The organism is Parasphingorhabdus sp. W113 (assembly GCF_055693205.1).
Map to the genome: position 1 here is coordinate 48,945 of NZ_CM146328.1, position 21,447 is coordinate 70,391.

The following is a 21,447-nucleotide window of genomic DNA, read 5'->3' on the forward strand; positions in this document are numbered from 1 at the left end:
AGCAGGATGTCTGCCGCCGCCGGGTCTCTTTTGGCCTATTTCTTTTTCTGCATCCGTTCTCGGGCGTTGGATTGGGCCTGTTCCAGCGCTTCGTAATATTTCTCGAAGGCATTGTCGGATTCGGTGCTCAGCTTGTTCACCAGATCGCGGTCTTCCGCTGACCAGTTTTCCGAATCCTCCCAGGTCGTGTCATCGTCGCTGCTAAAATCATCGTCATCGGCATTACTGTCTTCGCCGTTCAGCGTTTCCTCGATCCGTTGCGCGGCCGTTTTGACCGGTGGCAAATGGGCGGTTGCCGCCTCGACCTTCTTCATAATGTCGGGCATGGCCTGCATCATTTCGGGCACCATGCCCATCATCGCCTGCATCATTTCCGGATCGACAAAGACCATCATGTAATCGCGGGCGAAGGCAGTGCCGGTATCGGTGGCGAAAAAGCTGTTCATTTCGTTGAGCTGGGAAATGGTGAACTTGCGCGCATAGATGGTGGTCAGGGTTTCGCGGATCTGGGGTTCCATCTGGGTCATCAGGCCGACCATTTCGTCCATGATGATCTTGGTCGAGATCTGCATCCGTTCCTTATAGTCCGGATCCATTTCCTCGGCGACCTCGTTCAGCGTTTTCTCGCCTTCGCCATTGGGGATATCCCCTCGGGCGACGCCGCCGGCGCTGGCCAGATCGCCAATCCGCATATTGCCGAGATTCATCATCATGGCATCCATCATCTGGTCCATCGTACCTTTCATCATCCGCTCATAGGTGCCGAGCGGAAACAGATAGTCGACCGTGGCCTGCGCGGTTTCTAGTCGGGCCGGATCGACCGGCGCGCTTTCGGTTGCCGCGGGCGGGGTGGCGGTGTCCTGCTGTGCGATAGCGGGGCTGCAAAGCATCAAAGCCAGAGCGCTGGCGCTTGCGGTGCATATGGTTTTCATCTTGGTCTTCACTCCGGTTATGGGGGGCATCATTCTGCGGCACTCAGATCAAGGCCGGTAAACTCTTCCAGCGCCCTGGTGGTGATCGCATCCAGTTCGGCATCATCTTCCGGACTGTCTTCGTTGGTCCACGCTGTTTCGATCGCGAGCGCCCGTGCTTTCAGATTTTCCAGCTTGCGATACGCGGGTGTCGCTGAAAAACGCAACAGCGCGGCGCGGTCCTCGAGACTGATCGCCGAGGCGGTCCGCGCTGCGCTGTTCTGTTCCATGGTGTTCAGCGCTTCGCTGGAAACCGTCGCGGTCTCGTCTCGCAACGCATCATTGATGATTTTCTGCAGATCAAAATTGGATTCCATCTGCGTGCTCACGCGGGCAAAGGCATCGCTGGAATACCACCGGGTTGCCACGGCAATTTCCTCGGCGTCCATCTCGGCGGCGTAAAGCTCCGCCAGCTGGTCAATAAGCGCGGGCATGGTGGCTTCGGTCTGTCTGATTGCGACCGGGACAATCGCATCGATCACGGCAACCGTGACACCGGGAAATTCGGCTTCGAGTTCCAGAAAGCCCGCGTCACTTTCAAACGCCTGCATCATCTGGTCGCGCATGACCTGTTTCAGGGTCGGGCTGAATGCAACGCCACCGACCTGGAGATTGGTCATCTCATAGGCCGCGGCGTAGAGCGCGGAGGACGCCTCTTGCGCATCCGCGGCCTGCGATTGCGCATCGGCGGCGGGCGCCCAAAGAGGCAGCGCGGCGCCAAGCAGGACGCCTGATTTCAGCAGCAAATGTCTGATCATGCTGCTGCCCTTTCGGCATGGGCTTTGGCGCGTAGATATTTGTGCATATGCTCGGTGACATCCCGGCCGTCGCGGATGCCCCAAACCACAAGCGAAGCCCCGCGGACAATATCGCCAGCGGCGAAGACGCCATCGAGATTGGTCATCATCGACTTGTGATCCACCCGCAAGGTGCCCCAGCGGGTCACGCTGAGATCCGGGCTATCGAACATCTGCGGCAGGTCCTCGGCATCAAAGCCGAGCGCCTTGATCACCAGATCGGCCTCCAGCGTAAATTCGCTGTCCGGCTTGACTTCCGGTGCCCGGCGGCCACTGGCATCCGGTGCGCCGAGGCGCATTTCCGTTGCTTTGACTGCGGTAACCTGTTCGGTGCCTTCGACCGCCTTGGGCGCGGACAGCCAGACAAATTCGACGCCTTCTTCCTCGGCATTCTTCACTTCATTCTGGGACCCGGGCATATTGGCCCGATCCCGGCGATAGAGACATTTCACCGACTTGGCGCCTTGCCGGACCGATGTGCGGACGCAATCCATCGCCGTATCACCGCCGCCAATCACGACCACATTCTTGCCCTTGGCGTTAAAGCGGCCATTGTCAAAGTCGGGCACGTCATCACCAAAGCTCTTGCGGTTCGAGGCGATCAGGAAATCGAGCGCTTTCTCAACACCGGGTGCGCCGACGCCGGGCATCTTGATCTCGCGGGCCTTGTAGACTCCGGTTGCGATCAGGATCGCGTCATGCTGGGCGCGCAATTGTTCGAGCGTGGCGTCTTCGCCGACCTCAAAATTCTCGTGGAACACAATTCCGCCCTGTTTCAGCCGGTCGACGCGCCGCATGATGACATCTTTTTCAAGCTTGAACCCGGGGATGCCATAAGTCAGCAGCCCACCCGCGCGGTCATGGCGGTCATAGACATGCACGTCATAGCCGGCGACCCTGAGATATTCGGCTGCGGTCAAACCGGCGGGTCCGGCGCCGATGACGCCGACCGACTGGCCGCGCGGCGCGCCGGGAACAAGCGGTTCAACCCAGCCCTCTTCCCAGGCGGTGTCGGTGATATATTTTTCCACCGCGCCGATGGTCACCGCGCCGTGGCCGGAAAATTCGATCACGCAATTGCCCTCGCACAAGCGGTCCTGCGGGCAGATACGGCCGCAGATTTCCGGCATGGTCGAGGTCAGGTTCGACATTTCATAGGCTTCGCGCAACCGGCCTTCGGCGGTCAGACGGAGCCAGTCGGGAATATGATTGTGCAACGGACAATGGGTCGAACAATAAGGCACGCCGCATTGCGAGCAGCGCGCTGCCTGTTCGGCGGCTTTTTCCGGCGCATAGCGGTCGGCGATTTCCTGAAAATCTTCTGCCCGGAGCTCCGGTTCGCGCTTTTGCGGATAGGCCTGGCCCTCATCCACAAATTGCAGCATATCTAGTTTTTGCGGCGTTTTTGTCATGCCGTTTGCCCGATTCTTGTTATTTTCGATTGTGACGACCCGCTCGTTTGTTCAAACGGTCGATCGGGAATAGCCAAAAAGCCAAGGGAAGTCACGCAAAAACATCCGAATAGGCCATAATCACTTACCTATATTACGCAAAACTGGGATTTTCTATGGCGGGCCAGTTGGCTGTCCAGCAATTATGTACCGATACGGACCTATAATCTCGGACGACAAATGCGCCCAGCGCTTCTATAAGCTGGCTTCTCTTTGGTTTAGTCGGATCTCACCATGACATTTCTACAGATGCTGCTCCTCGCCATCGTGCAGGGCGTCACCGAATTTCTACCGATTTCGTCATCGGGCCATTTGATCCTGTTGCCTGTCTTTACCGGCTATGCCGATCAGGGGCCGATGATCGATATCGCGGTTCATGTCGGTTCGCTGCTGGCGATCATCACCTATTTCTTCAAGGACGTGCTGGCCCTCGCGCGCGGCGGCTTCGCCAGCATCGGGATCGGACAGGCACCAGCCGAACGGCGGCTGTTCTGGTGGATCATCATCGGGACGATCCCGGCGGTGATTGTCGGCCTGTTTCTCAAAACCGGCGGGTATCTCGAAGGGTTTCGCAGCACCACCTTGGTTGGCATCAATCTGATTGTCTATGGGGTGCTGTTGGGTATTGCCGACCGGATCGGCAAACAGGTCAAATCCTTCGAAGACATGACGCTGAAAGACGGCATCATTGTCGGTCTGGCGCAGGCGCTGGCGCTGATCCCGGGCACCAGCCGTTCCGGCGTTACCATGACGGCCGCCCGGTTCCTCGGCTATAGCCGGGTCGAATCCGCGCGCTTCTCGTTTCTCCTGTCGATTCCGGCGGTTGCCGGGGCCGGCATATTGATTGTGCCGGATCTGATGGATGCCAGCGGCGATTTGCTGAAAGAAGCGCTGATCACCGGCGCGCTCACCTTTGTCGCTGCCTTTGCAACTATGACCTTCCTCATGCAATTCCTGCGCAAGGCGTCGATGATGATCTTTGTGATCTATCGGGTCGCCATGGGGGCGGCGCTGCTGTTGCTGTTCTAGCGCTAACCGGCCTTGGCGCGGGCGCCGAACCGGCCGTGGACCGCATATTTCTCCATCCAGCCCCGGGCCACAGTGGCCAGCGGCGTCGGGGTCAGGCCAAAGGCCTCGAGACCCTTTTCGCCGTCCGCCACAATATTGTCCTGTTGCAGCATTTTGAACTGATCCGAGGTGATTGGCGCGCCCGGCAAAAAGCCGGTACAGGTGGCCATCAGCTTGGCCGCGAAATCGGGCACGTCAACAAACGCGCGATCGCGTTTGGCCATTTTTGCAATCCGGCGGTTAAGATCGCCCATGCTGATTACCTCCGGCCCGCCCAGTGCGAAAAGCTGTCCGCCAAATTGGTCCGGATTCTCCAATGCCTTTGCCACCGCCTGAGCGACGTCACCGACAAAGACCGGCTGAAATTTGGCATTGCCGCCAATGACCGGCACAACCGGCAGGAGGCTGATCAGACCAGCAAAGCGGTTGATAAACTGATCCTCCCGGCCAAACACGATTGAAGGCCGCATGACAATGGCGTCGGGAAAGGCGGCGCGGACCGCCAGTTCGGCCTCGGCTTTGCTGCGGCCATAGCGGGATGGTGATTCGGGATCGGCCCCGATCGCCGACATGTGAATCAGCGAGCGACAACCGGCAGCGGCAGCCGCTTCTGCGACATGGCGCGCGCCGGAAACGTGCACCTGGTCAAAATCGCCCTTCAGAATGCCGACGAGATTGATAACCGCGTCGCAGCCGTGCACCGCATGATCGACGCTGTCTTTCTTGGTGACATCCGCGCTGGCAAATTGGGTCTGGCCGAGATTGCCCAGCGGCTTGATATGCATGGCATTTTTCGGATCGCGCTCGGCCACCCGGACCCGCGCGCCCCGCGCCAGCAGCTGCTGGGCGATATAACGGCCGAGAAATCCGCCGCCGCCAAAAATGCAAATCAACTGTCCGTCGAGCGCCATACCACTGTTCCAATTCCTTGCGACCATCAGGCTTTGCGCGCCCCGGTCCTGTCCCGAAGCGCTTTTGCATGACCGTCCGCGATGCGCAATATCCTTTGCGTCCTATGCATAGCATATTTTCAGCGCTTTGCCTGCTCTGCGGCGGGATGGCAGGGCGCAGCGAATAATCCCAGATCAACCATTGACAATCGCCTCCCCATGCCGCTAATCGCGCGCTCCGACGTTGCAAAATGTCCGGATGCCCAGATGGCGGAATTGGTAGACGCGCTAGCTTCAGGTGCTAGTATTCGCAAGGATGTGGAGGTTCGAGTCCTCTTCTGGGCACCATTTATACGTTCGCAAGTGTTCGTCAAAGCCTAAGCAGCGCGTGCGATTGGCAGCGCAATCAAACATCGATCATCTGCCGTTTAATTCTGGTCATCGGGCGACAAAGGCTACTAGCGGGTGTTAATGCGAAACTATTGATAGGCATCGCTTTTCTTGGCTCTATGGTGGCGTAAAAGAGGGAGCCGCTATGGTCGATGCCTGGAGTGAAGACGAGATTGACCTTGTGGTCTCAGACTATTTCATGATGCTGACTCACGAATTGGCCGGACGTCGCTTCATCAAGGCCGAGCATAATCGGGCCTTGCAGAAATTGATTTCGCGCAGTCGCAGCTCGATTGAATTTAAGCATCAGAATATCAGTGCGGTTATGCTTGGCCTTGGGCAGCCATGGATCGAAGGATATAAGCCAGCTGCAAATTTCCAAAATTCGCTGGTTGATTGCGTATTGCGACGTTTGGATATTCAGGCTGACTGGTCGCCTCGGACAACTAATGAACAATCGGCGGATAAGTTGCGGGAGGCACCGTCTTTGTGGGTTGGTCCGCCCCCGACACAGCGGAACGAACCGCCACCAATTGATCCCGATTTTGTGACGGCGATTGGACGCAAATATGACGTGGCCGGGCGCGATGCGCGCAATCGTACTTTGGGCAAGGCTGGCGAAGAAATGGTTCTCAGGCATGAGCGCCACAGCCTTCTCCAGGCAGGTAGGAAAGATTTGGTCGAGAATATACGCTGGACTTCCGTGGAGGATGGGGATGGCTATGGTTACGACATACACAGCTTTGAGGCCGATGGGCGTGAAAAGTTGATTGAAGTGAAGACCACCAATGGATGGGAACGAACGCCATTTCATATCTCACGCAACGAATTGGCCGTTGCCAATCAGAGGAAGAACGACTGGCAACTCCTTCGCGTATGGGACTTTGCTCGTGCACCCAAAGCCTTCGCAATCCGACCGCCGCTTGACGCGCATATTGAGTTGACGGCTACGAGCTTTTTAGCGGATCTGCATTAATCTATTCCGATGACTTAAATTGGCCCCGCTAAGCGAGATCTGTAACCTTTGGCAATAGCTGGCATTTCTGTGCCTAGCGCCACTGCTCTCACGCAAATTTGACCAATCGACCGCATATCGACTCTCGCCGTGCCGCAAGCGGTTTTCCGTTGGTCGCGCTAGTGGACCGACCTGTCGTCTTTTGTCGGGAAGTTTTCGCACAGCGGCACGGGATCGGGCGGTGAGATTTTACATTTTTGGCGGAATCCCCGCATTTTAGAGGCTTGCGGGGGCACCGAACTTTCTGTTAACCATCTTTGGTAACATTTGGTCCCGGGGCATTAGCTATTTGTTTTCTTACAAATGGTTATCGGTCGAATGTTGATTGGGTCGTGCTCGGGAGCAAAATGAATGGCTAGCAAATTCACGTCGAAGACGAAGCATCCATTCGAATCCGGCGCGGCGTCTGAACGGCGCGCGCCACAATCTTCCGCACCGCCATCAGGCCATCTTATCGCGCTTGAACCACGGATGATGTTCGATGGCGCTGCGGTGGTGACGGCCGCTTCTGCGCTGACCGTGGCGGATGGCGGGATGCCTGGCGGTTTCGCCGGATTTGATACGAATGGTTTCGGTTCGCACTTGCCCGAGGTGGCGGCGCTCCAGCCAATGGCTTTGCAATCGATGGGACTTGCGGCGGACACGAGCAGCGCTTCGGCGGCTTTGTCGGCCCGTGTGACGATCCCGGAATCGGCTTTGACATCGGATGACAGCGATCCCGCTCTGGTCGATAACGGGCGCTCCGCGCAGCTCACCGAGCGGATGGCTGTGCCCCTTGGTGCGCTTCCGGTCGACCAGAACGGTGTGGCGGATGGTCGGCAAGAATTGATCACCCTGTCCGGTTCATCGATCGCCGAAGACGCCGCTTCAGACGCCCTGACGCGGGCGGCATCCGATGCCGCTTTGCAGCCGGTGGTGCTGCAACCGGCTGCGACCGGTATTGCGAGTGACGGTCCGGGCCGGTTGGTCAGCCCGGTGGCGGTGGCAATCGAACAGGATTACCGGTTTGCCGGAGCAAGGGACATGGGCGCCATGTCGCCAAGCCACAGCCTGTTGCAATTTGGCCAGGTCGAGATGCGCTTGATATCCCCTGATGCGTTGGCGACGCCAGCAGAGCAGGGCGAGGGCTTGCTGGCACGGGATCCGGGGTCGGCTCTGGGCACGCCCGTTGCTTTGTCCGAAGCCGCCTTGCCGCGCGAAGTGGTGCCGGGCGCGGCCAGCGATGCACAGGACTATATTTTCATCGACAGCAATGTCGACAATTATCAGGCGCTGGTCGACAGCTGGGCCGGCAAGGGCGAGATCGTGCTGCTCGACAGCAGCCGCGATGGGGTCGAGCAGATCATGGCGGCTTTGGCCGGGGCGAGCAATGTCGGCGCGATCCATCTGGTCAGCCATGGCGACGAAGGGGTGTTCTGGCTCGGCACCACCCAGATTGACAGCGGTTCGGTTTCCGGTTCGCTGTCAGCGGCGTTTGCGGCCATCGGCGGCAAGCTTTCCGCGGATGGCGATATCCTGATTTATGGCTGCGAGGTTGGCGCCGACGCAGCAGGGCAGCAATTGATCAACGCGCTGGCAGCGGTCACCGGGGCGGATATTGCCGCTTCGATCGATGATACGGGCAGTATCTTGCGCGGCGGGGACTGGACGCTGGAAAACCGGCTGGGACAGGTTGACGTGGCGACGCTGGTGGCGCGCGACTGGGACGGGTTGCTGGCGCCGGCGCGACTAAGCGCGGACCGAAACAGCATATCCGTGACCGATGCCGCGGGAAATCCGGTCGCCTTTGACGGCAATAACCGCACCATTGGTCTGGGCACCGGTGCGGTTGCGCGCTGGTCGGACGTCGGCAGGGTTGATGGCAATAGCGTCGATGTGGTTGCTGAAGTTGTTTCGATTACCGGCAATGACACGGTCCGATTCTTCCGCCCCGGCACCAACACGCTGGGCAGTGATGATTTCGGTTTTCAGATTCTCGCGAGCAACAATGTCGGTGTTGCGCTGCTCGATATCCGCTGGACGGTGGTGCTGTCCGGCACGACAACAGCCGTCGAAACCGACGTCAGCTTTACCATCGCCGATGTCGATGGTGTAGGCGGCAACCCGCTGTCCCGGGAATTTATCACGGTTGATACCGATACTCTGTCATCATACCAGAGCGGCGGGACGACCAATATCCTGTTCACCAATGAGCCCGGAACGGTTACGGCATCCGGCACCCAGAATGAAACGGCCAATCCACCAACCAGCTTGTCAGCAGCGCGCTTCAACTGGCTCGATACCAAAGGGTTTAATGCCACCTATGGCCTGGTGAAGTCGGTTATTGGTGGCGCGACGTTCAGTCATGACGGGGATTCCGATTTCAATCTCGGCGGGGGCGGCGTTACGGTTTCCATCCCGCGTCTCGATCTGGATCGCAACAACAGCACGGCAACGGGTTCGGCCTATGAAGGCACCTATGTCGAGAACAGCAGCGGTGTCGGCATTGTTGACCGGGATGTACGGATTACCAATCCCGACGGGCAAGTCGAGACCGCTTCGATCGCTCTGACCAATGCGCAATCCGGCGACCGGCTGCTGGTCAACGGATCGGACGCGGCTTCGGGTACGGTGCGCGGCATTAGCTATACCCGCACGGATAGCGGGGTCGAACTGACCGGCGCGGCGAGTGCTCGCGACTATCGCCTGGCGCTGCGGGCGATCACGTTTGAATCGGTTGGCGAGCGCCCGGCGACGGTCGATCGCAATATCACGATCAGCTTTGCCAACTCGGTTTTGAGCTCCAACGTGGCGACCTCGACGATCAATGTGGTCGAGATTAACGATCCGCCGACCGCGGTCAATGACGCCGATCGCACGACGCCGGAGAACACGCCGATCACCGGTATCAATGTGCTGGCCAATGATTTTGACGGCGACGGCGATACGCTGTCGGTCATCGCCGCCAATGCGGGCAACGGCACCGTCACCATCGGCGCGGGCGGGCTGCTCACCTATACGCCGGATGACCAGTTTTCGGGTACCGATACGATCACCTACACGATCAGCGATGGACGCGGCGGGACATCGACCGCGACGGTCGATATCATCGTGACACCGGTGAACAACGCGCCGGAGCCGGTGGGCAGCCTGCCACCACAACAGAATGTGGATGCCGCGCAGGGCATTTTCGTGGGGACGTCGCAAGGCTTTCGGGATGCCGATAACAGCAATAATGAGCTGACCTATTCGGCAACCGGATTGCCGCCCGGCCTGTCCATCAACAGCAGCACCGGCGCGATTACCGGCACGATCGACAACAGCGCGAGCCAGGGCGGGTCTGGCGGTGTCTATTCGATCGTGGTGACCGCCACCGATCCCGGTGGTGAGTCGGCAACGCAGAATTTTGCCTGGACGATCACCAATCCGCCGCCGCAAGCCAATAATGATGGCGGATCCACACCGGAAGACACGCCAGCGACGATCAATGTGCTCGGCAATGATCGCGACCCTGACGGCGATTCGCCGCTGACGGTGATCTCGGCCAGCGCGCCCAATGGCACGGTGGTGATCAATCCCGATGGTACGCTGACCTATACACCCAATCCGGATTTCAACGACCGCGACATCATTACTTATACAATCAGCGATGGCGAGGGCGGCACCGACAGCGCCATTTATGATATGACGGTCGTCGCGATGAATGATGGTCCGACCCCGGTGGGCACCCTGCCACCCCAGAGCAATAGCGACGCAGACGCCGGGATTAGTGTTGCGACGGCATCGGGTTTCGCGGATCAGGATGGTCCGACGATCAGCTATAGCGCGACGGGCTTGCCGCCCGGGCTGTCGATCAACAGCAGCACCGGCGAAATCACCGGCACGATTGACAACAGCGCCAGCCAGGGCGGCACCAACGGGCTCTACACGGTCACGGTTTCCGCCACCGATTTCCAGAGCATGGCGGCGACTCAGACTTTCACCTGGACGGTGACCAATCCTGGTCCCACTGCCGCCAATGACAGCGCCTCGACCACCGAGGACACGGCCGTCACAGTCAATGTGCTGGCGAATGACAATGATCCCGATGGCGATGCTCTAACGGTCATTGCTGCGAGCGCGGCCAATGGCACAGTGGTGATCAATCCTGACGGCACGCTGACCTATACACCCGATGCCGGATTTAACGGGTCCGACACGATCACTTATACGATCAGCGATGGCGAAGGCGGCACCGCGACCGCAACCGTTGCGGTGACCATTGCCGCAGTGAATGATGCGCCGACTCCGGTCGGGTCGCTGCCTCCGCAGACCAATGCGGATGCCGATGGTGGTATCAGCGTGGCGACGGCCGGTGGGTTTACCGACAGCGATGATGCGACCTTGACCTATTCTGTTTCCGGGCTGCCAGCCGGTCTCGGAATCGACAGCGCCACCGGTTTGATCACTGGCACGCTCGATCGGTCGGCCAGTCAGGGCGGCACCAATGGCGTCTATTCCGTCACGGTCACGGCCACCGATGCCGGCGGTCTCAGCACCACGCAGACATTTAGCTGGACGGTGACCAATCCCGGTCCGGTGGCGGCCGATGACAGCGCATCCACCGCCGAAGACACGCCGGTGCTGATCGACGTGCTGCCCAATGACAGCGATCCGGATGGCGATCCCTTGACCTTGATCGCAGCGGCGGCATCGGTTGGACAGGCGACAATTGTCGGCAATCAGGTCAATTATGCTCCGCCGGCCAATTTCAACGGTACGGCAACGATTACCTACACGATTAGCGACGGCGAGGGCGGCACCGCCACCGCGACGATCACCGTGACCGTCACGCCGGTCAATGATGCGCCAGTGGGCACCGCCTTGCCGCCGCAAGACGCGGAAGATGGCGCGACCTTGTCGGTTCCCGTGGCTGGCAACTTCAGCGATGTTGACGGCGACACGCTGACCTATGCGGCGACCGATCTGCCGCCGGGCCTGTCAATTGATCCGGACAGCGGCGTCATTTCCGGGACGATTGACAACAGCGCCAGCCAGACCAATGGCGGCACCTACATGGCGACGGTTACGGTGTCGGATGGCAATGGCGGAACCACCAGCCAGACGATCACCTTCAACGTCACCAATCCGGGTCCGGATGCCGTGGACGACAGCGCCAGTACCGATGAAGACACGCCGGTGACGCTAACGCCGCTGGCCAATGACAGCGATCCGGATGGCGATGATCTGACAGTCACCGCGGCGTCCGCTCAAAATGGCAGCGTCGTGATCAATCCGGATGGCACGCTCACCTATACGCCCAATCCCGGATTTAACGGCACCGATATTGTGACCTACGAGATTTCGGATGGCGAAGGCGGCACCGATATCGCGACCATCACCATCGCCGTGGCAGACGTCAATGATGTGCCGACAACATCAGGCTCCATCGGGGATCAGACCAATCTCGACAGCCAGATCATCGACCTGCCGGTGGCCGGCGCGTTTAGCGATCCGGATGGTGATAGCCTGACATTCAGCGCAACCGGCTTGCCCGCAGGCCTGACGATTGACCCGGCAACCGGTGTTATTTCCGGCACCATCGATCGCAGCGCCAGCCAGGTGGGTGGCGGCAGCTACGCGATCACCGTGACCGCTGATGACGGGCGCGGTGGAACCGTTTCGACCAGCTTCACCTGGACCGTGACCAATCCGGCACCGGTGGCGTCCAATGACAATGTGACCACCGATGAAGACACGGCGGTCAATATTCCGGTGCTCGCCAATGATGTCGACAGCGACGGCGATCCGTTGACGATCACCGAAGCGGAAGCGGGCAATGGCACGGTGACGATCAATGCCGATGGCACGCTGGCTTATTCGCCTAATGCCAATTTCAACGGCGAAGACACGATCATCTATACGATCAGCGATGGCGAAGGCGGCTTTTCGACCGCGACGGTGACGGTGACCGTCAATGCGGTCAATGACGGCCCGACCACGGTGGGTCTCGCCAATCAGAATGGCGATGACGGCGCAACCGTTTCGGTTCCCACGGCGCAGGGCTTTGATGATGTCGATGGCGATGATCTGACCTTCTCCGCCACCGGTCTGCCGCCGGCCTTGTCAATTGACCCGGATACCGGTTTGATCACCGGCACGCTGGATCCGGACACGTCGGTCAACGGGCCCTATATTGTGACCGTTACCGCGACCGATCCATCAGGCGAGTCGGTGTCGACCAGCTTTGTCTATTCGGTTCAGAATATTCCGCCGGTAGCGGTGGATGATGTGGCAACCACACCCGAAGATACGCCGGTCACGGTGGCTGTGCTGACCAACGACACCGATCCCGATGGCGATCCCCTGATGATCACCTCGGCAAGTACGACCGATGGCACGGTTGTGGTCAATCCGGATGGCACGCTGACCTTCACGCCAGCCGAGAATTTCAATGGCGAGGCGGTTGTCACCTACACCGTGTCTGACGGCCAGGGCGGCGTGGCGACGGCGACGCTGACGGTGGATGTGGTGGCGGTGAATGACGCGCCGGAATCGCTGCCGATCCCGAATATCAACAATGAAGACAATCAGGCGGTGTCGGTCGATACCGGCAGCTTCTTCAGCGATCTGGATGGCGATGTACTGGCCTTCAGTGTCACCGGTCTGCCCGCCGGTCTCAGCCTCGATCCCACCACCGGGATCATCAGCGGCACGATTGATCGCGACGCCAGCCAGGTCGGGGGCGGGGTCTATAGCGTCACCGTCACCGGCACCGATCCCGACGGTCTGACGACCAGCCAGACCTTCACCTGGACGGTGATCAATCCGGCCCCGACCGCGGTCAATGACAGCGCCACCACGGATGAAGACACAGCGGTCAATATCGCGGTGCTGGGCAATGACAGCGATCCGGATGGCGATGTGCTGACCGTGACCTCGGCCACCGCCCCCAATGGCACGGTTGTCATCGAGGCGGACGGCACGCTGACCTATACGCCGGATGCTGACTTTAATGGCCAGGATACGATCACCTACGTGATCAGCGACGGCAATGGCGGCACGTCGACAGCCGCGGTGACGGTGACCGTCAATCCGGTCAACGATGCGCCGGTCGCGGTGAATGACAATGCCACGACCAACGAAGACACACCAGTCACCATCGGTGTGCTGGGCAATGACAGCGACCCGGACGGCGATCCGCTGACGGTCACCGCGGCAAGCTCGCCGGACGGCACGGTGGTGATCAATGCCGATGGAACGATCACCTTCACGCCGGCTCCGGACTTCAATGGTCCGACAACGATCACCTATACGATCAGCGACGGCAATGGCGGAACGGCGACCGCCACGGTTGCGGTCACGGTGGATGCCGTCAATGACATCCCTGTCGCGGTGGCGGACAATGCCACGACGCCAGAGGACACTCCGGTGGATATCGCCGTGCTGGGCAATGACAGCGACCCGGATGGCGATCCGCTGACCGTCACTGCCGCCGATGCGCCGAACGGAACCGTGACGATCAACGCGGATGGCACGGTGACCTATGTGCCAGATCCCGACTTTAACGGCACGGATATAATCACCTATACGATCAGCGATGGGCAAGGCGGTTTTGCGACTTCGACGGTGACCGTGGTGGTGACGGCGGTCAATGATGCGCCGGTCACGACGCCGATCGCGCCGCAAAATGACAGCGATTCCGATAGCGTTGCGCTGTCGATTGCGACCAACTTCACCGATGTTGATGGCGACGCGCTAACCTTTACCGCGACCGGCTTGCCATTGGGTCTGACAATCAATGCCGCCGGTGAGATTAGCGGCACGCTGGATCCTTCCGCCTCGCAAGGCGGCCCGGCCGGAGATGGCGTCTACAGCGTCACGGTGACAGCCGATGATGGCAATGGCGGCACGGTCAACCAGACATTCAGCTGGGTTGTCGATAACCCGGCCCCCGATGCGGTGAATGACACGGCGGTAACCGATGAAGATGTTCCGGTGGTGATCCCGGTTCTTGCCAATGACAGCGACCCCGATGGCGATGCGCTGACGGTCATCTCGGCGACCGCTGCCAATGGCGTGGTGACGATCAATGCCGATGGCACGATCACCTACGCGCCCGATGCCAATTTCAACGGTGATGACATCATCACTTACACGATTAGTGACGGCGATGGCGGGACGGCGACCGCCACGGTTGCCGTCACCGTGAATCCGGTCAACGACGCGCCGACGGTGACTGCGCCGTTGCCCAATGCCACCGCGCTGGATGGCGACAGTCCGGCGATCGCGACTGCCGGCAATTTCACTGATCTCGATGGCGATACGCTCAGCTTTGCGGCCACCGGTCTGCCGGCCGGACTATCCATTGATCCGGACACCGGCATTATTTCGGGGACGATTGACAACCAGGCCAGCCAGATCGGCGGCGGGGTCTACACAGTGACCGTCACCGCTTCGGATGGCAATGGCGGCACTGTATCATCCACCTTCACCTATACTGTGACCAATCCCGGACCGGCGGCAACCGACGACAGCGCGTCGACCGATGAAGATGTGCCGGTCAATATTCCGGTGCTGGCCAATGACAATGATCCGGACGGCGATGATCTGACGCTAACCTCGGCTTCAGCGCCCAATGGCACGGTGGTGATCGAAGCCGACGGTACCTTGACCTACACGCCCAATGGCAATTTCAACGGCACCGACACGATCACCTATACGATCAGCGATGGCAATGGCGGCACCGCAACCGCCACTGTCACGGTCACGGTGGCTCCGGTCAATGACGCGCCGGATGTCGACCTGCCGCTGGCCGATCTCAACAATCTCGATTCCGACGTGATCGCGCTCGATATCAGCGACAAGTTCAGCGATCTCGATGGCGACACGCTAAGCTTCAGCGCGACCGGCCTGCCGGCGGGCCTGTCGATCGACGCGAACGGCAATATCACCGGAACGATTGACCGCGCGGCGAGCCAGACCAATGGCGGTGTCTACACCGTTACCCTGACCGCCGATGACGGTAATGGCGGCACCGTGAGCGCAAGCTTTGTCTGGACGATCGCCAATCCCGCGCCGACCGCAACCGATGATGTTGCCACCACGGCGGAAGACACACCCAGCGCGCCGATTGCCGTGCTCGCCAATGACAATGACCCCGACGGCGATGATCTGACGGTTGTTTCGGCGACCGCGCCCAATGGCACGGTGGTGATCAATCCCGACGGCACGCTGGTCTACACCCCGGCCGCCAATTTCAACGGCACCGACACGATCACCTATACGATCAGCGACGGCAATGGCGGCACCGACACCGCAACGGTCACGGTCACCGTCACCGCGGTTAATGACGCACCGGTTGCCGATCCGCCGCTGACCAATCAGACCAATCTGGATTCTGACACCGTTGCGGTCGACGTGAGCGGCAATTTCAGCGATCTTGATGGCGATGTGCTGAGCTTTACCGCCACCGGTCTGCCCGCCGGTCTCTCCATCGATACCAATGGCAATATCACCGGGACGATCGATCCTGATGCCAGCCAGCTTGGCGGCGGCATCTACGCAGTGACCGTCACCGCCGATGACGGCAATGGCGGGACGGTCGACTCGACCTTCACCTGGATCGTCACCAACCCGGCGCCGACGGCGGATAATGATTCAGCTAGCACAACCGAAGACACGGCGGTCAATATTGCGGTTCTGGCCAATGACAATGATCCGGATGGCGATGCCCTGACGGTGATTTCGGCAACGTCGAGCAATGGGGTCGTGGTGATCGAAGCCGACGGCACGCTGACCTATCAGCCGGACCCGAATTTCAACGGCACCGATACGATTGTCTACACGATCAGTGATGGCAATGGTGGTACTGCGACCGCGACGGTCGACGTGACGGTGAGTGCTGTCAATGATGCACCAGAGACGGTGGGATTGCCGGATCTGTTCGATTCCAACAACGAGGCGATCAGCGTTCCGCTTGGTGCCGCGTTCAGTGATGCCGATGATGCGACGCTGACCTATGCGATTACCGGTCTGCCAACCGGCCTGACCTTTGATCCGGCAACCGGCACGGTCAGCGGCACCACAGGGGTCACGGCATCTTCGGACGTTCCCGGCGGGCTTTATACGGTGACCGTCACGGCAACCGATGCCGCTGGCGAATCGGTCAGTACGACCTTTAGCTGGACGATCACCAATGAACCGCCGCGGGCGATTAATGACACCGCCACGGCCGAGGAAGACACGCTGGTCAATATTGATGTTCTGGCCAATGACGTGGATCCCGATGGCGATCCGCTGACCCCGATCGAGATCATATCCGCCGATGCCACCAATGGCATCGCGGTCATTCTCGCGGACGGAACGATTAACTTCACGCCGGACCCCGACTTTAACGGCGTCGCGACGGTGACCTACACGATTCAGGATGCCAATGGCGAATTTGCCACGGCTGTCGCCACCATCACCGTTACCGCGGTGAATGACGAACCCGACGCGACGATCCTGCCCGATCGCCAGGGCCTCGACAGCGATGTGGTCTCGCTGCCCTTTGGCGACCTGTTCAGCGATCCGGAAGGCGGGGCGCTGACCTATAGCGCAGCCAATCTGCCCGCCGGCTTGACCATCGACATGACCACCGGAGCGATTACCGGCACGATTGATCCGGGGGCCAGCCAGGTCAATGGCGGCGTCTATCAGGTCGAGATTACCGCGACCGATGATGGCGGTCTGGAAACCACGCAAAGCTTCCTGTGGACGATTGCCAATCCGGGTCCGACCGCGACCGACGATAGCGCATCGACAACCGAAGACACGCCAACCGCTCCGATTGCGGTGCTGGCGAACGACAATGATCCTGACGGCGACAGTCTGACGGTAACCGTGGCCAGCGCCCCCAATGGATCGGTCGTGATCAATCCGGACGGAACGCTGACCTACACGCCTGATGCGAATTTCAATGGCACCGACACGATCACCTATCAGATCAGCGATGGGCAGGGCGGCACATCCACCGCGATTGTCACCGTGACCGTCGGCGCCGAAAATGATGCGCCAACCGCCGCTGCCCTGCCGGCGCGCGGCAATTCGGATGCGGATATCATCGCTTTTTCCGTTGCCGACAATTTCGATGACCTCGATGGCGACATGCTGACCTTCAGCCAGACCGGCCTGCCGGCTGGTCTGTCGATCGATGCTGCCGGGAATATTATTGGTACCATTGACCCCGGTGCGTCCCAGGGCGGGCCGGATAGTGATGGCATCTACATGGTCACCATCACCGCCGATGACGGCAATGGCGAGGCCGTATCCACGACCTTCTCGTGGACGGTTACCAACCCGCCGCCCGTGGCCACCGATGATGGCCCGGTCGCCGTGAGCGAAGATACGCCCACGCCGATCACGGTGCTGACCAATGATAGCGATCCGGATGGCGATGCGCTGACCGTGACGCTCGCGACTGCGGGTCGCGGCGATGTGACGATTAACGCCGACGGGACGCTCACCTATACGCCTGATCCGGATTATAACGGCCCGGACACAATCACGTACACGATCAGCGACGGCAATGGCGGCACCGATACCGCCACCGTGGAAATTACCGTCGGGGCAGTGAATGATGCCCCGGTCGCCACCCCGATCGTCCCGCGCGTGGCGCTTGACGGCGCGGTGGTTTCGGTACCGGTCGCCGCCAATTTCTCGGACGTGGATGGCGATACGCTCAGCTATAGCGCCGCCGGTCTGCCGCTCGGCCTGACCATCGATCCGAATACCGGCGTGATCTCGGGCACGATTGACAGCGACGCCAGCCAGGTTGGCGGCGGTGTCTATAGCGTGACGATCACGGCCGATGACGGTCAGGGCGGAACGGTTGACCAGAGCTTTACCTGGACAATCAGCAACCCGCCGCCAGTCGCGGTCAATGACAGCGCGGCGACCTCCGAAGACCTGCCGGTCAATATCCCGGTCCTCGCCAATGACAGTGATCCCGATGGCGACACGCTGACGGTGACGACAGCGAGCGCCGCCAACGGCACGGTGGTAATCCTGCCAGACGGCACGATAGACTATACGCCCGATCCGGACTTCAACGGCGTGGATACGATTACCTATACGATCAGTGACGGCAATGGCGGCACCGCCACGGCGACCGTCACGGTCACGGTTGGTGCGGTCAATGATCCGCCGGTGGCCGTGGATGACACGACCGCAACGGATGAAGAATCCCCGGTCACGATTGCGGTGCTGGCCAATGACAGCGATGTTGATGGCGATCCGTTGACCGTGACCAGCGCCACGGCGCCGAACGGAACGGTGATCATCAATCCGGACGGCACGATCACCTATACGCCGGATATGGATTTCACCGGCATTGACACCATTGCCTATGAAATCAGCGATGGCCAGGGCGGCACCGCGACCGCCATCGTCACCGTGACGGTCAATCCGGTCAATGATGATCCGGTCGCCGTTGACGATGTGGCGACCACGCCGGAAGACACGCCGATCACCCTCAATGTCTTGTCCAATGACAGCGATGTCGATGGTGATCCGCTGACCGTCACCAGCGGCACTTCGCCCGACGGGCAGGTGACGATCAATCCGGATGGCACGGTGACCTTCGCCCCTGATCCGGACTTTAACGGCGTGACCACCGTCACCTATACGATCAGTGATGGTCAGGGCGGAACAGCGACGGCCACAGTCACGCTGACGGTTGGTGCAGTCAATGATCCGCCGGTGGCGCTCCCCGATGTCAGCCAGACCGATGAAGACACACCGGTCACGATTCCGCTGCTGGCCAATGACAGCGATGCCGACGGTGATCCGTTGACGATCACAGCGGCCACCGCACCAAATGGCACGGTCACGATCAATCCCGACGGCACCGTGACCTACACGCCGGATGCCGATTTCAATGGCACCGACGTCATCACCTATACGATCAGCGATGGTCAGGGTGGCTTTGCCACCGCGACGGTCACCGTTACGGTGAATCCGGTCAATGATGTCCCGGTCGCGCAGGATGATGTGGCGACGACACCGGAAGACAGTCCGGTGACTATCCCGGTTCTCGCCAATGATAGCGATAATGACGGGGATCCACTGACGGTCACCGATGCGAGCTCACCCAACGGCACGGTGGTGATCAATCCCGATGGCACGATCACCTTCACTCCCGATCCGGACTTTAACGGACCGACAACGATCACCTATAGCGTGAGCGATGGGCAGGGCGGGACCACCACCGCGACCGTCACGGTGGCGGTGACACCGATTAACGATCCGCCGGTGCTGCAGCCCGATATTGCCAGCACGCCGGAAGACACGCCGGTGGTGCTGACGCCGCTGGCCAATGATAACGATGTCGATGGCGATCCGCTGACCATTGTCAGCGCGACCTCACCCAACGGCACGGTCACGATCAATCCGGACGGCACGCTGACCTATACGCCCGATCCGAATTTCAATGGAACGGATGTCATCACCTATCAGGTCAGCGATGGCGCGGGTGGCTTCCGGACGGCGACGATTACCGTCACGGTTGATCCGGTCAATGACCCGCCGGTCGCCGCCAATGACATTGCCAGCACCGACGAAGAACGGCCGGTGGTCATTCCGGTGCTCGCCAATGATGTTGATCTGGACGGTGATCCGCTCACCGTTACCAGCGCTTCGGCGGCCAATGGGACGGTGGTGATCAACCCGGACGGGACGATCACCTATACGCCGAATCTCGACTTTTTCGGCACCGATACAATCACCTATGCGATCAGCGACGGCAATGGCGGAACCGATTTTGCAACGGTGCAGGTGATTGTCCGTAACACCAATGAACCACCAGTAGATGGCGATGAAAATGTCTTCGGCATTGGCGGGGCAGAGACCATCATTCCGGTGCTCGACAACAGCAGCGATCCGGAAGGTGATCCGCTCACCGTGTTCTTCGCCAAGGTCGATGTCGGGGAAGTGGTGATCAATCCCGATGGCACCATCTCGCACTTTGCCGCACCGGAATTCCAGGGCGTCGCGACGATCACCTATATTGTCAGCGATGGCCAGGGCGGCTTTGTCGAATCCTTTGTGACCGTGACGGTCACCCAGGCCAATGCCAATGTGAACGAATTGCTCGGCAATCCCGGCATTGGCTATCCGGACAGCGAACCGCTCAGCACCACGCTCGATCAGACCAGTGCGTTTATCACGACCCCGCTGATCATCGATGACACGGTCAATGGCTTCAAGTCGCTCAACCCCAATCCGGATCTTGGCGGCGAACGGCCGCTGCTGACCGCGGTTAACGGGCTGCGGTCGCTCAACGGCATCGGGACATTTGACAGCGAGGGGCATCCGATTTCCGATGTTGTCGATTATCTCGATCATATCCGCGATCTCCGCTTCGGGGCAGACCGCCTGTTCGATCCGCGCTTTGGTGATTTCCTGGTCGAAGGGCTGACCGGCTTTTCGGTGCGCCAGCTCGATACTGGCAGCGACCAGATCATGATCGAATCCGTGGTCCGCGACCGGGTGATCTATATGGAAGTCCGGGATATCGGCGCCGATAGCGATCCGCGGATCACCGAATATCAGCTCCGCACCCGCGATGGCAGTCCGCTGCCGGGATGGATCCGGATGGATGCACGCGGTCTCGCAATTATCGAGCGGCCGGTGGATGCGGAAACCATCCGTCTGATCGTCCGGGCGATCCGGGCCGATGGCGCGGTGATCGAAATTCCGGTGGTGGTCCAGGGGGCGACCGGCGAAATCCAGATTGATGAGGAAGCCAGTCTTTCTCAGAACACGAGCGGCGCCGCCTCATTGGGCAGCACCATGGCACTGGCTGACAACAGTGCCGCAGATGAAGCCGCGCAGCTGCTTGCTGCGTTTCAGGCTTAGACAAGACAG

Annotated in this window: 7 protein-coding genes and 1 tRNA gene; 4 read left to right on the forward strand and 4 right to left on the reverse strand. The window is 60.0% G+C overall.

Annotated features, from left to right (window positions below):
- Positions 1-35: 35 nt before the first annotated feature.
- Genes ACZ1GS_RS00270 through ACZ1GS_RS00280 form a run of 3 tightly spaced genes read right to left on the reverse strand, consistent with a single transcriptional unit; the run spans position 36 to position 3,180 of the window.
- Positions 36-932 carry a DUF2059 domain-containing protein gene (locus tag ACZ1GS_RS00270; protein WP_472696511.1) on the reverse strand — a complete coding sequence of 299 codons (897 nt, stop codon included), beginning with the start codon at positions 930-932 and terminating at the stop codon, positions 36-38.
- Positions 933-961: 29 nt separating this feature from the next.
- The gene (locus ACZ1GS_RS00275; RefSeq protein ID WP_472696512.1) at positions 962-1,729 is read right to left on the reverse strand and encodes a hypothetical protein; all 768 of its coding nucleotides are present in this window, start codon (positions 1,727-1,729) and stop codon (positions 962-964) included.
- The gene (locus ACZ1GS_RS00280) at positions 1,726-3,180 is read right to left on the reverse strand and encodes an NAD(P)-dependent oxidoreductase (protein ID WP_472696513.1); all 1,455 of its coding nucleotides are present in this window, start codon (positions 3,178-3,180) and stop codon (positions 1,726-1,728) included. Before ACZ1GS_RS00280 ends, ACZ1GS_RS00275 begins: the two co-directional genes overlap by 4 nt.
- A gap of 273 nt (positions 3,181-3,453) precedes the next feature.
- On the opposite strand from ACZ1GS_RS00280, the gene ACZ1GS_RS00285 reads away from it, so the two are divergent.
- Complete coding sequence (locus ACZ1GS_RS00285) at positions 3,454-4,248, forward strand: undecaprenyl-diphosphate phosphatase (RefSeq protein WP_472696514.1); 795 nt, start codon at positions 3,454-3,456, stop codon at positions 4,246-4,248.
- A gap of 2 nt (positions 4,249-4,250) precedes the next feature.
- Here ACZ1GS_RS00285 and ACZ1GS_RS00290 read toward each other — a convergent pair whose 3' ends face one another.
- The gene (locus tag ACZ1GS_RS00290; RefSeq protein WP_472696515.1) at positions 4,251-5,198 is read right to left on the reverse strand and encodes a complex I NDUFA9 subunit family protein; all 948 of its coding nucleotides are present in this window, start codon (positions 5,196-5,198) and stop codon (positions 4,251-4,253) included.
- Between the two features lie 240 nt (positions 5,199-5,438).
- On the opposite strand from ACZ1GS_RS00290, the gene ACZ1GS_RS00295 reads away from it, so the two are divergent.
- The 3 genes from ACZ1GS_RS00295 (at position 5,439) to ACZ1GS_RS00305 (ending at position 21,438) form a co-directional block, all read left to right on the forward strand.
- A tRNA-Leu gene (locus ACZ1GS_RS00295) sits at positions 5,439-5,525 on the forward strand.
- A gap of 187 nt (positions 5,526-5,712) precedes the next feature.
- Positions 5,713-6,543 (forward strand): protein NO VEIN domain-containing protein, encoded by an 831-nt coding sequence (locus tag ACZ1GS_RS00300; protein ID WP_472696516.1) that lies wholly within the window; start codon positions 5,713-5,715, stop codon positions 6,541-6,543.
- 390 nt (positions 6,544-6,933) lie between these two features.
- Positions 6,934-21,438 (forward strand): Ig-like domain-containing protein, encoded by a 14,505-nt coding sequence (locus ACZ1GS_RS00305; RefSeq protein ID WP_472696517.1) that lies wholly within the window; start codon positions 6,934-6,936, stop codon positions 21,436-21,438.
- Positions 21,439-21,447: the final 9 nt, after the last annotated feature.

What these genes read in the sequence shown, in the direction of transcription:
- ACZ1GS_RS00290 (WP_472696515.1), bottom strand. Translation starts at nt 5,198, where the DNA reads ATGGCGCTCGACGGACAGTTGATTTGCATTTTTGGCGGCGGCGGATTT.
- ACZ1GS_RS00305 (WP_472696517.1), top strand. Translation starts at nt 6,934, where the DNA reads ATGGCTAGCAAATTCACGTCGAAGACGAAGCATCCATTCGAATCCGGC.
- ACZ1GS_RS00300 (WP_472696516.1), top strand. Translation starts at nt 5,713, where the DNA reads ATGGTCGATGCCTGGAGTGAAGACGAGATTGACCTTGTGGTCTCAGAC.
- ACZ1GS_RS00280 (WP_472696513.1), bottom strand. Translation starts at nt 3,180, where the DNA reads ATGACAAAAACGCCGCAAAAACTAGATATGCTGCAATTTGTGGATGAG.
- ACZ1GS_RS00270 (WP_472696511.1), bottom strand. Translation starts at nt 932, where the DNA reads ATGAAAACCATATGCACCGCAAGCGCCAGCGCTCTGGCTTTGATGCTT.
- ACZ1GS_RS00275 (WP_472696512.1), bottom strand. Translation starts at nt 1,729, where the DNA reads ATGATCAGACATTTGCTGCTGAAATCAGGCGTCCTGCTTGGCGCCGCG.
- ACZ1GS_RS00285 (WP_472696514.1), top strand. Translation starts at nt 3,454, where the DNA reads ATGACATTTCTACAGATGCTGCTCCTCGCCATCGTGCAGGGCGTCACC.